This window comes from Pseudomonas sp. NFACC42-2, assembly GCF_900116055.1.
Taxonomy (GTDB): Bacteria; Pseudomonadota; Gammaproteobacteria; order Pseudomonadales; family Pseudomonadaceae; genus Aquipseudomonas; species Aquipseudomonas marginalis.
Genome location: NZ_FOZO01000021.1, coordinates 14,943 through 28,267, shown reverse-complemented (window position 1 = coordinate 28,267; position 13,325 = coordinate 14,943). Strand labels below are relative to the sequence as shown.

Below are 13,325 nucleotides of genomic sequence, written 5' to 3'. Positions count from 1 at the left end.
GTGATGACGTCTGCATTGTTTATTCCGGAACTGGGCCAGTTGGCGATGATCCTCGCCCTGTGCTTTGCCATCGTCCAGGCGGTGGTGCCGTTGCTCGGTGCCTGGCGCGGTGACCGCCTGTGGATGAGCCTGGCGCAGCCGGCGGCCTGGGGCCAGTGTGCGTTCCTGGTCTTTGCGTTTGGCTGCCTGACCTACGCCTTTATGACCGACGACTTTTCCGTCGCCTATGTAGCCAATAACTCCAACAGCGCCTTGCCCTGGTACTACAAGTTCAGCGCGGTGTGGGGCGCCCACGAAGGCTCGCTGCTGCTGTGGGCGTTGATCCTCGGCGGCTGGACCTTCGCGGTGTCGGTGTTCTCGCGCCAGTTGCCGCAAGTCATGCTCGCGCGGGTGCTGGCGGTGATGGGCATGATCAGCATCGGCTTCCTGCTGTTCCTGATCATGACCTCCAACCCGTTCACCCGCATCCTGCCGCAGATCCCGGCGGACGGTCACGACCTCAACCCACTGCTGCAGGACATCGGCCTGATCGTGCACCCGCCGATGCTCTACATGGGCTACGTGGGTTTCTCCGTGGCCTTTGCCTTCGCCATCGCGGCCCTGCTCGGCGGGCGCCTTGATGCGGCCTGGGCGCGCTGGTCGCGGCCGTGGACCATCGTCGCCTGGGCGTTCCTCGGCATCGGTATCACCCTCGGTTCGTGGTGGGCCTACTACGAACTCGGCTGGGGCGGCTGGTGGTTCTGGGACCCGGTGGAAAACGCGTCCTTCATGCCATGGCTAGTCGGCACGGCACTGATTCACTCCCTGGCCGTCACCGAAAAACGCGGCGTGTTCAAGAGCTGGACCGTGTTGCTGGCCATCGCGGCCTTTTCCCTCAGCCTGCTCGGCACCTTCCTCGTGCGTTCAGGCGTGTTGACCTCGGTGCATGCCTTCGCCTCCGACCCGGAGCGCGGTGTGTTCATCCTGATCTTCCTGCTGTTTGTGGTCGGCGGCTCCCTCACTCTGTTCGCCCTGCGCGCACCGGTGGTCAAGAGCCAGGTCGGCTTCAACCTGTGGTCGCGGGAAACCCTGTTGTTGGGCAATAACCTGGTGCTGGTGGTGGCCGCGTCGATGATCCTGCTCGGCACCTTGTACCCCTTGGTGCTGGATGCCCTGAGCGGCGCCAAGCTGTCCGTCGGCCCGCCGTACTTCAACGCGTTGTTTATTCCGTTGATGGGCTTGTTGATGGTGGTGATGGCGGTCGGTGTGCTGGTGCGCTGGAAGGACACCCCGGTCAAATGGCTGGCCGGCATGCTGATGCCGGTGCTGCTCGGCAGCGTGGCCCTGGCCGTGGTCGCTGGTATCGCCTACGGCGACTTCAACTGGGCGGTGCTCGCCACCTTCCTGCTCGCCGCCTGGGTGTTGCTGGCCGGTATGCGTGACATCGTCGACAAGACCCGCCACAAAGGCCTGGTCAAAGGCCTGCCGACCCTGACCCGCAGCTACTGGGGCATGCAGATCGCCCACATCGGCATCGCCGTGTGCGCCCTCGGTGTGGTGCTGTCCAGCCAGAACAGTGCCGAGCGCGACCTGCGCCTGGCGCCGGGCGAGTCCATGGACCTGGCCGGTTACCACTTCATCTTCGAAGGCGCCAAGCACTTCGAAGGGCCGAACTTCACGTCAGACAAAGGCACGGTGCGCGTAGTCCGTAACGGCAAAGAGATCGCCGTGCTGCACCCGGAAAAACGCCTGTACACCGTACAAAGCTCGATGATGACCGAAGCCGGCATCGATGCCGGTTTCACCCGTGACCTCTATGTGGCCCTGGGTGAACCCCTGGGCGATGGCGCCTGGGCCGTGCGGGTGCATGTGAAACCGTTCGTGCGCTGGATCTGGTTCGGTGGCTTGCTCACCGGCTTGGGTGGTTTGCTCGCGGCACTGGATCGCCGGTATCGGGTCAAGGTCAAGAGCCGGGTGCGTGAAGCGCTGGGTCTGCAAGGAGCGGCGGTATGAAGCGTTGGTTGATGGTGTTGCCGCTGGCATTGTTCCTGGTGGTAGCGGTATTCCTGTATCGCGGCTTGTACCTGGACCCGGCCGAGTTGCCCTCGGCGATGATCGGCAAGCCGTTCCCCGCGTTCAGCCTGCCGACCGTGCAGGGTGACAAGACCTTGACCCAGGCCGACCTGCTCGGCAAACCGGCGCTGGTCAACGTGTGGGCCACCTGGTGCATCTCCTGCCGCGTCGAGCACCCGGTGCTGAACAAGCTGGCCGAGAAGGGTGTGGTGATCTACGGCATCAACTACAAGGACGACAACGCGGCGGCCTTGAAGTGGCTGGCGGAATTCCATAATCCCTACCAGCTGGATATCCGTGATGAAGACGGCAACCTCGGTTTGAACCTCGGCGTATACGGCGCCCCGGAAACCTTCTTTATCGACGCCAAGGGCGTGATCCGCGACAAATACGTCGGCGTGATCGACGAAGTGGTGTGGCGCGAGCAACTGGCCGCCAAGTACCAGGCCCTGGTCGACGAGGCCAAGCCATGAAGCGCCTGTTAGCCGCTGCCGTGCTGGCGCTGGGCGTGGCCGGGGTGGCCCACGCCGCCATCGACACTTACGAATTCGCCAAGGACGGTGACCGCGAGCGTTTTCGCGAATTGACCAAGGAGCTGCGCTGCCCCAAGTGCCAGAACCAGGACATCGCCGACTCCAACGCGCCCATCGCCGCCGACCTGCGCAAGGAAATCTTCCGCATGCTGGGGGAGGGCAAGGACAACCAGCAGATCATCGACTTCATGGTCGACCGCTACGGTGATTTCGTGCGCTACAAACCGGCCCTCACCGGCAAGACCGCGCTGCTCTGGTTCGGCCCCGCCGGGCTGCTGCTGGCCGGCGTGGTGGTGATGGCCGTGATCGTCCGCCGTCGCCGCGCCGCGCCTACCGATGGTTCCGACGCGCTATCCCCCGAAGAGCGTAAACGCCTCGACCAATTGCTGGACACCAAGACTGATGATTGATTTCTGGCTCGCAGCCGGCTTGCTGCTTCTGATTGCCCTGAGTTTCCTGTTGATCCCTGTGTTGCGTGGCCGCCGTGCCCAGCGTGAAGAGGATCGCACCGCGCTGAACGTGGCGCTTTACCAAGAACGTGTGGCCGAGCTGCAAGTGCAGCAGGACGAAGGTGTGCTCAACGCCGCGCAGCTCGACAGCGGCCGCGCCGAAGCCGCCCGCGAGCTGCTGGCCGACACCGAAGGCGTGGAAAAGCCCCGCGAATCGCGCCTGGGCAAGCCGCTGCCATTGCTCGCCGCCATCCTTGTGCCGGTGCTCGGCCTTGGCCTGTATATGCATTTCGGTGCCAGCGACAAGGTTGAACTGACCCGCGAGTTTTCCCAACCGCCGGTGTCCATGGAAGACATGACCCAGCGCCTGGAACGCGCCGCCGCCGCCCAACCGGACTCGGCGGAAGGCCTGTACTTCCTCGGTCGCGCCTATATGGCCCAGGATCGTTCCGCCGATGCCGCCAAGGTCTTCGAGCGTACCGTGGCGCTGGCCGGGCGCCAGCCGGAACTGCTCGGCCAGTGGGCCCAGGCGCAGTACTTTGCCGACAACAAACAGTGGTCGCCCAAGGTCCAGGCGCTGACCGACGAAGCCTTGAAGCTTGACCCGAAGGAAGTCACCAGCCTCGGCCTGCTCGGTATCGCCGCCTTTGAAGGCCAGCGTTATCAAGAGGCCATCGACTACTGGAGCCGCCTGCTGGCGCAACTGCCACCGCAAGACAATTCCCGCGTGGCGCTGCAAGGCGGCATTGACCGTGCCGCGGAAAAGCTCAAGGAAAGTGGTGGTAGCGTGGCGCAGAAGGCGGTGATGACCGTTCGCGTGGACCTGTCCGCCGAGGTCAAGGCCAAGGCCCTGCCCACCGATAGCGTATTCATCTTCGCCCGCGCGATAAAAGGCCCGCCGGCACCCCTGGCGGCCAAACGCGTCACCGTCGCCGAACTGCCCGTCACCGTCGAACTCGGCGATGCCGACGCGATGATGCCGCAGTTGAAACTGTCCAACTTCCCCGAAGTCCAACTGGTTGCGCGCATATCCCGGGCCGGTCAACCGACCACTGGCGAGTGGATCGGCCGCAGCCAACCCCTGGCCAGCACCACCACTGCGCTGCAGCAGCTGACCATCGACAGTCCGGACAAGTAATTTCGAGGAAACGCCCATGACCGCATTTGCACGCATCACCCTGCTCAGCCTGGTAGTGGGCCTGAGCGCCTGTGCGGTCCACCGCCCACCTCCCGCGCCGACCGGCCCGACCATCCCGCCGTCAGGCCCTTCGACCCAGCCGAGCACCAGGCCCTCTGGCCCGGTAACCCCGCCGCCGAAGCCGCTGCCGACCAAATCGCCCACCTTCGCCCCGCCACCGGGCGCCGCCAGCCACTGGGACGGCAAGATGCAGGTGTATGTGCTGGACGACCAGCCTGACACCTTCTACCGCCAGCGCACCTACTACCGCTGGAGCAACGGCTGGAGCCGCTCCATCAGCCCCGACGGGCCATGGGAAGACACCGACGTGCAAGGCGTGCCGCCGGGGTTGAGCAAGCAGTACGCGCAATGACAAAAAGCGACCTTCGGGTCGCCTTTTTCATGCCTGTGAAACCCATTCTTCCAGACACTGGAGGGCAAATGTGGGAGGGGGCTTGCCCCCTCCCACAGGAGATCTCCTCGGCCATCAAGCCACAGTACACTCCCGTTCCAGTGCCGCACCCACTAACAACTGCGCAATCTCAACCATCCGGACCACCGCCAGCATCTGCTTGCAGCTTGAATCATCTACAAACGGGGCGATGTTGGCTCTGGAAGATTTTCAATTGAAGATACTGCAGGCTGTCTCGCCCTTTGAAACGCACTGAATCACCGCCACAGGCGACGTTCAAAAAACTCACCAACCCGTCAGGGTTGAGCAAGCACTACGCCCAGAAAATATTGAGGCGGCGCGCACTTCAGTAACGTGGTCGCTGCCGAGGGATTGCTGGATATACTTTCCAGTGCGGGGAAAATCGCCATTGGCCTGCGCGCCGACCTGGTCCAAGCCCGGAGTCGCGCAGGGCTACCCGGGGTGCAACCAATCTGGCAACAAGCGAAGAGGGTGTTTTGATGGCGGGCAGGTTGATCTATCTCATCGGGCCATCGGGTTCGGGCAAGGACAGCCTGCTGGAGGCTGCACGCCCGCGGTTGGCCGAGCGCGGTTGCCGGATTGTGCGCCGTGTGATCACGCGCTCGGCGGAAGCGGTGGGCGAGGCGGCCCAGGGCGTCAGCCCGGAGCAATTCGCCGTGATGCAGGCCGAGGGCGCGTTTGCCCTCAGCTGGCACGCCAACGGGTTGTCCTACGGCATCCCCAAGGTCATCGACGAATGGCTGGCGGCGGGGGACGACGTGCTGGTCAATGGTTCCCGCGCGCACCTGGCGCAGACCCGCGAGCGCTACCCGGATGTGTGGGTGCTGTTGCTGACGGTGGATCAAGCCGTATTGCGCCAGCGCCTGGTGGCACGAGGGCGTGAGGCCCTGGCGGATATCGAGGAGCGCCTGGCGCGCAATGCACGGTTCACCGCCGAACTGATCGCCGGCAATGGCTCGGGGTTGTTTGTGCTGGATAACTCCGGGCCACTGGAACACACGGTCGAGCGCCTGCTGTGTTGCCTGAACCAGGGGCATTGCATATGGGCCTGACCCTGCTCTGCAGCGGTGAGGTGCGGGGCATGTCAAGCGGCGAGATCCTGACAGGCTGCGAACTCGGCGGAAAAAGTTAAGTGCATGTATCTGGGGGAAGGCGGATTTGGTGTAGTCGAAGCAGCACAGTTTTGTAGGCTTATGTTTTTTTCCTGAGAATCCAATAGGTTTTTTTGCGCGAAAGTGTGTGTTCAGTTGTTTAAATTGCAAGTGGTTTAGTGCCTGTCTTAGCGCATGTTGCGCCGACGCAGTGTGTTTCAGTACGAACTAAATCAGCGCTGTCCTGAGCGTTTTCTGCATGGGAGTTTATTGCTTCGATTCTGATTGACTCGACTCATCAACTTACTATAGGGAGCGCACTGTCCCATGATTTGTTCTGAACGTTCTCGGCTCAATGTGTCACTCGAAAACCTGCCGCCTTCCGATCCTGGCCCCTATGGTGTGGGCGCCGGTCGCAAACCAACCTTCACGACGGAACAGGCCGGAAAGCACATCACCCGCAATAACCTGCACTTCCACGATCGTAATGGCGACAAGCGGATCGACCTCTCCTATACGGTAGACCCGACGTTCAGCGCCGCGCAGCAACGCCGAGTGCGCCAGGCGGTGCAATATTGGGAGGACGTGGCCAACATCAGTTTCAAGGAACGGGCAACCGGCGCCGACGGCACGGTTCACATCAAAAACAACCCGCGCGGTGACCGTGGCGTCGCCAGCTCACCCTCGCGCGGCATTACCACCACCACGGCCACGGTCGGCACACTGCGAGAAAGTAGTTCGCCGGCGCAGGGCAGTCACTTTTCAGTCACTACCGTGCATGAAATCGGCCACGCCATCGGCCTGCAGCATCCGGGTGACTACAATGGCGGCGGTGCTGATTACAACAATGGTGCCAGGTATGCCGGCGATACAAAGGCACGCAGTGTGATGAGCTACTGGTCGGAGACGAACCAGGCCGGCCATAATTTTCGGTATTCGAATCCCTCTGCCCCGATGATGGATGACATTGCTGCCGTTCAGCGGCTCTATGGGGCCAATCACAAAACCCGCAACACCGACACCACCTACGGTTTCAATTCCAATACCGGCCGCGACGCCATGACCCTCACCAGTGCCAGGGATAAACCTATCTTTTGCATATGGGATGGGGGCGGTAACGATACCGTGGATTGTTCCGGGTTTTCCCAGAACCAGAACATCAATTTGAACGCCGAGTCGTTTTCCGATGTGGGCGGCTTGAAGGGCAATGTTTCCATCGCCAAGGGCTGCGTGGTTGAAAACGCCATCGGTGGGGCCGGACGTGATGTCTTGACGGGGAATGAGGCGGACAATCGGCTCAAGGGCGGCTTGGGTGCAGACAGGCTGCGGGGCGGCGGCGGGGCGGATATTTTTGACTACGACAAGGCCAGCGACTCCACACCGCAGCAGCCTGACCTGATCGAGGACTTTACCAGCGGGACGGACAAGATTGACGTCTCGGGTGCATTGAAAGAGGCGCGCGTCGGTGCCCTGACGTTCACTGATCGATTCACGGGGCGCGCCGGCGAGGCATTGCTCAGGCACGACGCGGCCACCGGGCGTTCAAGCCTGGAGATAGATCTGAAGGGGAGCGGCAGCGCCGACCTGGTGGTCAAGAGCATTGGCCAGATCAAACCCGGCGACGTGCAGTGGCAGGGGCAAAAGCCGGAGGTCAACCCCGCACCGAAGGTTGTCCCTACACCGGCCCCTGCGCCGGCGCCCCCGCTGGATACCAGCACGGACCCGCTTGCAGCGTTACGCGAGGTGATGATCAAGGCGTTCTCAGCCTTGTTGCAGTGGATACAAAACACTGTCCAGCCGTCGGATGCCCGCAGATAACACTGCCATGACGAGGCGCTGACAGGCTCAAGCCTTGATCAGCGCCTGCCATGGTCGGCAAACGCCAGCGCCTTGGCCCTTGCAACGCACAGATAAGCCTGTGGGGAATGCCCATGGCATGTCACTCGGTTGGCGGTTTTCAACATCGCGCAAAACAACCATCAGTCAGCCTGACCTATTTTGTGCTTGAGTAAAGATAACTCTAGGGTTGCTTTTATTTAGGCCGAGCCAAGGAGGCTGGTGTGCAAAGCAGGCTATTGATCAAGGAGCTGCAAGAGGCGGGTTGGGTGCTGGATCGGGTCACGGGCAGTCATCCTATTTTTACCCACCGCTATAACCCGTACACGATCCCGGTGCCGCATCCGAAGAAGGATCTGCCGCTGGGCACCATCAGAAGCATCAGGAAACGTGCCGGGCTGTTTCAGTTTTAAGGAGAGCATTCATGCAATACCCAATCTGTATCGAATGGGGCGATGACTTCACCGCCACCGGTATCCAGATCCCCGATATTCCAGGCGCAGTCACCGCCGGGGACAGTTTCGAAGAGGCCTACAACGCCGCGGTGGAAGTCGCGCACATCCTGCTGCAGGAGATCGCCGCAGAGGGCGGGGTGATTCCGATGCCAACGTCGGTGGCCGATCATCACACCCACGAAGATTACGCCGGGATGGGCTGGGGCATGCTGGAACTGGACATCTCGCCCTATCTGGGCAAGACCGAGAAGGTCAATGTGACCTTGCCCGGCTATGTCATCCAGCGCATCGACCGGTATGTGCGCGAGCACAAGGTCAAAAGCCGCTCGTCATTTCTGGCGGATGCGGCTTTGGAGAAGTTGGTGCGTTCCTAGGCGGTGGCGACAGCCGTTTGCCGCGACGCACTGAGGAACCGCAACAACGCCACCAGCGGGAACGCGCTGCCCACCAGCATCACACCGAGCCAGCCGCCGTGTTCGTACACGCTGCTGGCAATCGCCGAGCCGAAGGCACCGCCGATGAAGATGCTGGTCATGTACAGCGCGTTCAAGCGGCTGCGGCTGTTGGCGTCGAGTGCATAGATGGCGCGTTGGCCGAGGACCATGTTCATCTGCACGCAGAAGTCCAGGACCACGCCGGTCACCGCCAGGCCGATCACGCTGTACAGCGGGTGCACGAAGGCCGGCAGGAAGCTCAATACGGCAAAGACCATGGCCAGCAGCGATGCGCGGTGAGTGTGACCGGCATCGGCCAGGCGTCCGGCGATGGGGGCGGCAATGGCGCCGATGGCACCGACCAGGGCGAAGATCGCGATCTGGGTCTGGCTCAGGCCGTGGTTGCGCACCAGTTCCAGCGGGGCGGCGGTCCAGAACAGGCTGAACGTGGCGAACATGCAGCCTTGGTAAAACGCGCGTTGGCGCAGTAGCGGTTGTTCACGCAGCAGGGTGCCCAGGGAACGCAGCAATTGGCCATAGCTGGCGCTGTGGTCCGGCTGGCGCTTGGGGATGGTCAGCATCAGCACCACGCTGATAAACGCCATCAACGCGGCGGCGGCCATGAACATCGCGCGCCAGCCAAAATGGTCAGCCACGACGCTGGACACTGGCCGCGCCAGCAGGATACCCAGCAGCAGCCCACCCATGATGCTGCCGACCACCCGACCCCGGGACTCGGCAGGCGCCAGGTGTGCGGCCAGGGGGATCAGGATCTGTACCGACACCGAACTGAAGCCGATCAGCAACGACACCAGCAGGAACAAGTTCGGTTGTTCGGTAAAGGCCGCGCCCAACAGGCTGGCAATCGCCACCACGGTCGTGATGATCATCAGCTTGCGGTTTTCCAGCAGGTCACCCAAAGGCACCAGGAAGAACAGGCCGAGGGCATAGCCGATCTGCGTCAGGGACACAATCAGGCTGGCCATCGCCGGGGTGAGGCCGATGTCCGGTGCGATCAGTTCGATGATCGGCTGGGCGTAGTAGATGTTGGCGACAATGGCGCCGCAGCAAAACGCAAACAGCATCACCATTGCGCGGGTCATGGTGCTCGTAGCGTGGGGGGTGGCATTCATGGTGTTCTCATAAAAGCGAAGGTAGATGGCCAGCGAGAGTAAAGACAAGGCTCAACGGCGAGTAGGCCGTTTATGGTGATATCACTTATGCCGGGTGATGATACATTCAGAAACAACTGCTGAAACAGGAAATCCAGCGCCATGAAAATCACGCTCAACAAGATACTCCTGGCTTCAAGCCTCGCTGCTGCAATGGCCCTGGGCCTGGGCCTGGCCAATGCCGCCGATGCGCCGCGCGTAGGCGTACGCGGGGCAATCACCGCGATGGACGGTGATGCGATGCAGGTCAAGGTCAACAGCGGTGAAGACGTCACCGTGCACCTGACCAAGGACACCCAGGTGCGCGCCGTCACCCTGGCCAGGATCGATGAAATCAAACCGGGCAGCTACATCGGCTCGGCCGCCATGCCCAACGCCGACGGCACCCTCACGGCGCTGGAAGTGCATGTGTTCCCACCGGCCATGGCCGGCACGGGTGACGGGCATCGGGCGTTTGACCTGAAGGAAGGCAGCAGCATGACCAACGGCACCGTCGGCGACTTGGTGGTCAGCAAAGGGCGGACGTTGACCGTGAAATACAAAGGCGGCGAACAGAAGATCGTGGTGCCGGAGGATGTGCCGATCGTCAACCTGGAACCGGGAGACCGCAGCTTGCTCAAGCCGGGGGTGAAGGTGGTGTTGTTTGCCGCGCAAGGGGCGGATGGGAAAATCACTGCCCAAGCCATTTCAGCCGGCAAGGATGGCGTGACACCGCCGATGTAACTGCAAAACCCAGATCTAAATGTGGGAGGGGCAAGCCTCCTCCCACATTTGTCAGTTACTGACCGGAGTAGATCTGGTCGAAAACCCCACCATCATTGAAGTGGGTTTTCTGCACGGTGCGCCAGTCACCAAAGGTCTTCTCCACCGACAGGAAGTCGACTTTCGGGAAGCGGTCGGTGTACTTGGCCAGCACCTTCGGATCACGCGGGCGCAGGTAGTTGTTGGCAGCGATTTCCTGGCCTTGCGGCGACCACAGGTACTTCAGGTAGTCTTCAGCGGCCACGCGGGTGCCTTTCTTCTCGACCACTTTATCCACCACCGACACCGGCGGCTCGGCTTCGGCGGAGACGCTTGGGTAGATCACTTCGAACTGATCGCGACCGAATTCACGGGCGATCATTTCGGCTTCGTTCTCGAAGGTCACCAGCACGTCGCCGATCTGGTTGGTCATGAACGTGGTGGTGGCGGCGCGGCCACCGGTGTCCAGCACGGGCGCCTGTTTGAACAGCTTGCCGACAAAGGCCTTGGCCTTGTCTTCGTCACCGCCGTTCTTGAGCACATAACCCCAGGCCGACAGGTAGGTGTAGCGGCCGTTACCGGAGGTTTTCGGGTTGGGCACGATCACCTGCACGCCATCCTTGAGCAGGTCCGGCCAGTCTTTCAGGGCTTTCGGGTTGCCCTTGCGCACGATGAACACGGTGGCCGAGGTGAACGGCGCGCTGTTGTTCGGCAGGCGGGTGACCCAGTTGTCCGGCACCAGTTTGCCGTTGTCGACCAGGGCGTTGATGTCGGTGGCCATGTTCATGGTAATCACGTCAGCCGGCAGGCCGTCGATCACCGAGCGCGCTTGTTTGCTGGAACCGCCGAAGGACATCTGCAGGGTCAGCTTGTCGTTCGGGTGCTCGGCTTCCCAGTGCTTCTGGAAGGCGGCATTGTAGTCCTTGTAGAAATCGCGCATCACGTCGTAGGAGACGTTGAGCAGGGTGACCGGTGCGGCCTGGACGGCGCCCGCCAGGGCAAGGCCGGCTGCCAGGAGAGAGGCGCTAACGAGTTTTTTCACTGCTCATTCCTTGTTGTTCGGGAGAAGAGGGGAGGCACATTGCCAGCGACTATAGCCGGGGGCACTTAGTCGCTTAAAGATTAAAAAGAACTTTGCTTATTCCACTTTCTTAAAAAGCGCGTTGCCACAGCGCGAACAGAACGCCGCGTTCGGCTCGTGGCTGTTTTTCCTGCACACCGGGCAGTCGTGTTGCAGTTGCTCACCGCGCATGGCACTGGCCAGCTCGGCCGTAAAAATACCCGTGGGCACGGCGATGATCGAGTAACCGGTGATCATCACCAGCGACGAAATCACCTGGCCCAACGGCGTCTTGGGCACGATATCGCCAAAGCCTACGGTGGTCAGCGTCACGATCGCCCAATAGATGCCCTTGGGGATACTGGTGAAGCCGTGCTCCGGGCCTTCGATCACATACATCAAGGTGCCGAACACCGTGACCAGGGTGCACACGCTCACCAGGAACACCACGATCTTCTGCTTGCTGCCGCGCAGCGCCGCCATCAGGTAGTTGGCCTGCTTGAGGTACGGACTGAGCTTGAGCACGCGGAAAATCCGCAGCATCCGGATGATGCGGATGATCAGCAGGTACTGCGCGTCGCTGTAGTACAGCGCAAGGATGCCGGGCACGATGGCGAGCAGATCCACCAGCCCGTAAAAGCTGAAGGCGTAGCGTAACGGCTTGGGTGAGCAGTACAGGCGCAACCCGTACTCGATCAGGAAGATCAGGGTGAAGCCCCATTCAATGTAGGCCAGCACATCGGCGTAGTTCTGGTGGACCTGGTCGATGCTGTCGAGCATCACGATCACCAGGCTGGCGAGGATGATCAACAGCAGGATGCCGTCAAAGCGCCGCCCGGCGACGGTGTCGCTCTGAAAAACCATGATGTAGAGCCGCTGACGCCAGTCGTTGTTGCTGTCCATAAAGCCCGCCTGAATCGAATATCGAGCAAGCCTAGGGGGATTCGAAGGGGCTGTCCATGCGGGGTTTCCTGAGTATTCGGGCGCTGGCGCGTACCAGCCAGCAGGCGAGGATAAACGGCGCGGTGAGTGCGGGCAGGTGCAGGGCGGCAAAGCCCGGTGTGAGGGCGATCGCCAGCAGGATGCCGAGCAGCGGCAGCCAGGGTTGGCGCCGTGCCTGGCTCAGCGCCAGGGCCGCGAGAGCCGGGTTGTAGCTGTGCAGGCCGAGGAGGGCGGCGCTGGTGTCGTCCAGCAGCAATCCGATCAGTACGCCGCTGCTGGCGCCGATCACGGCCCAGACCGCGGCACGCCGGTTCGCCAGCCACAGGCCGAGGGCAATCAGCACGCCCGCCAGCGGCTGGTCCAGCAGCATGATTTGCGCGAGGCCGGTGAACGGCGCGCCGAGCACCGCCAGGGTATCGGGCTCGCCCAGGGCCAAGGCACTGTGTGGGACGCTGCCCAGCAGCAGCCAGCCCAGGCCGACAAAGGGTGCGCTGTAGGCGGGCAGGTCGTCGGGCTGCGTCGCGTGTTTCAACCACTGTCGCGTAAGGATCGCGCTCAGGCCGCCGCACGCGAGGATCAGCGGTGGCAACAAGGCCGACCAGGTGAAATGCTGGCTGATCAACAGGCCCAGCAATACGCCGTTGTAGCTATAGAGACCCGCCTGGCGCTCGGCCTTGGGATAGTCGCGACGCTGGGCCGTGAGCAATCCGGCGACCCCACCCAGCAGCGCACCGCCGAGCAAGGCCGGAGCGCCGATCAGGATCGCCAACAGGCACAGCAGGCCGCACAGCGGATGGCGTTGCAGGAAGATCTGGCTGAAGCCGTTGAGCAGGGCTTCGGCCCAGTCGGGGCAGGTTGGGGTGTGCATGATGGGTATTCAGTGGGACCGAGTTGGGCCCATCGGGGGCGAGCCCCCTCCCACACTTGATTGGGTTCACATAGTGAGATGT

At 62.1% G+C, this 13,325-nt stretch carries 14 protein-coding genes and 1 pseudogene; 11 read left to right on the top strand and 4 right to left on the bottom strand.

Annotated features, from left to right (window positions below; all coding sequences use genetic code 11):
• The first annotated feature begins 3 nt into the window (after positions 1 to 3).
• The 10 genes and pseudogenes from BM416_RS25435 to BM416_RS25390 all read left to right on the top strand — a co-directional run bounded on the left by BM416_RS25435 (position 4) and on the right by BM416_RS25390 (position 8,400).
• Complete coding sequence (locus tag BM416_RS25435) at positions 4 to 1,992, top strand: heme lyase CcmF/NrfE family subunit (protein WP_092489870.1); 1,989 nt, start codon at positions 4 to 6, stop codon at positions 1,990 to 1,992.
• A complete protein-coding gene (locus BM416_RS25430; protein WP_092489869.1) occupies positions 1,989 to 2,525 on the top strand; it encodes a DsbE family thiol:disulfide interchange protein in 537 nt (178 codons plus the stop codon). The genes BM416_RS25435 and BM416_RS25430 overlap by 4 nt, the downstream gene beginning before the upstream one ends.
• Positions 2,522 to 2,995, top strand: coding sequence for a cytochrome c-type biogenesis protein (locus BM416_RS25425; RefSeq protein WP_092489868.1), 474 nt, complete (start codon positions 2,522 to 2,524; stop codon positions 2,993 to 2,995). Before BM416_RS25430 ends, BM416_RS25425 begins: the two co-directional genes overlap by 4 nt.
• Positions 2,988 to 4,172: a c-type cytochrome biogenesis protein CcmI gene (gene ccmI / locus BM416_RS25420; RefSeq protein ID WP_092489867.1), complete on the top strand. Its 1,185-nt coding sequence runs from the start codon at positions 2,988 to 2,990 to the stop codon at positions 4,170 to 4,172. The genes BM416_RS25425 and ccmI overlap by 8 nt, the downstream gene beginning before the upstream one ends.
• 16 nt (positions 4,173 to 4,188) lie before the next feature.
• Positions 4,189 to 4,584: a hypothetical protein gene (locus BM416_RS25415; RefSeq protein WP_092489866.1), complete on the top strand. Its 396-nt coding sequence runs from the start codon at positions 4,189 to 4,191 to the stop codon at positions 4,582 to 4,584.
• A gap of 372 nt (positions 4,585 to 4,956) precedes the next feature.
• Positions 4,957 to 5,124: pseudogene (locus tag BM416_RS30945) on the top strand (alpha-D-ribose 1-methylphosphonate 5-triphosphate diphosphatase); the annotation flags it as partial.
• Entirely contained in the window at positions 5,124 to 5,696 is a 573-nt protein-coding gene (gene phnN / locus BM416_RS25405; RefSeq protein ID WP_092489864.1) for a phosphonate metabolism protein/1,5-bisphosphokinase (PRPP-forming) PhnN, read from the top strand. The pseudogene BM416_RS30945 and the gene phnN, both read left to right, overlap by 1 nt.
• Positions 5,697 to 6,062: 366 nt before the next feature.
• Entirely contained in the window at positions 6,063 to 7,553 is a 1,491-nt protein-coding gene (locus BM416_RS25400; protein WP_092489863.1) for a M10 family metallopeptidase C-terminal domain-containing protein, read from the top strand.
• A 242-nt stretch (positions 7,554 to 7,795) separates the two neighbouring features.
• A complete protein-coding gene (locus BM416_RS25395) occupies positions 7,796 to 7,984 on the top strand; it encodes a type II toxin-antitoxin system HicA family toxin (protein WP_065924468.1) in 189 nt (62 codons plus the stop codon).
• Between the two features lie 11 nt (positions 7,985 to 7,995).
• Entirely contained in the window at positions 7,996 to 8,400 is a 405-nt protein-coding gene (locus BM416_RS25390; RefSeq protein WP_065924469.1) for a type II toxin-antitoxin system HicB family antitoxin, read from the top strand.
• On the opposite strand, the gene BM416_RS25385 is transcribed toward BM416_RS25390, so the two are convergent.
• Complete coding sequence (locus BM416_RS25385; RefSeq protein ID WP_092489862.1) at positions 8,397 to 9,593, bottom strand: MFS transporter; 1,197 nt, start codon at positions 9,591 to 9,593, stop codon at positions 8,397 to 8,399. The genes BM416_RS25390 and BM416_RS25385 overlap by 4 nt on opposite strands.
• Positions 9,594 to 9,734: 141 nt before the next feature.
• Between BM416_RS25385 and BM416_RS25380 the strand changes: the two genes are divergently transcribed.
• Positions 9,735 to 10,355, top strand: coding sequence for a DUF5666 domain-containing protein (locus BM416_RS25380; RefSeq protein WP_092489861.1), 621 nt, complete (start codon positions 9,735 to 9,737; stop codon positions 10,353 to 10,355).
• Between the two features lie 55 nt (positions 10,356 to 10,410).
• Here the strand turns inward: BM416_RS25380 and BM416_RS25375 are convergent, their stop codons facing one another.
• The 3 genes from BM416_RS25375 to BM416_RS25365 form a co-directional block, all read right to left on the bottom strand.
• Positions 10,411 to 11,415: a sulfate ABC transporter substrate-binding protein gene (locus tag BM416_RS25375; protein WP_027607038.1), complete on the bottom strand. Its 1,005-nt coding sequence runs from the start codon at positions 11,413 to 11,415 to the stop codon at positions 10,411 to 10,413.
• A 96-nt stretch (positions 11,416 to 11,511) separates the two neighbouring features.
• The gene (locus tag BM416_RS25370) at positions 11,512 to 12,336 is read right to left on the bottom strand and encodes an ion transporter (RefSeq protein WP_092489860.1); all 825 of its coding nucleotides are present in this window, start codon (positions 12,334 to 12,336) and stop codon (positions 11,512 to 11,514) included.
• A gap of 31 nt (positions 12,337 to 12,367) precedes the next feature.
• On the bottom strand, positions 12,368 to 13,243 hold the full coding sequence (locus BM416_RS25365; protein ID WP_092489859.1) for an urea transporter: 876 nt from the start codon (positions 13,241 to 13,243) through the stop codon (positions 12,368 to 12,370).
• Between the last annotated feature and the right edge of the window lie 82 nt (positions 13,244 to 13,325).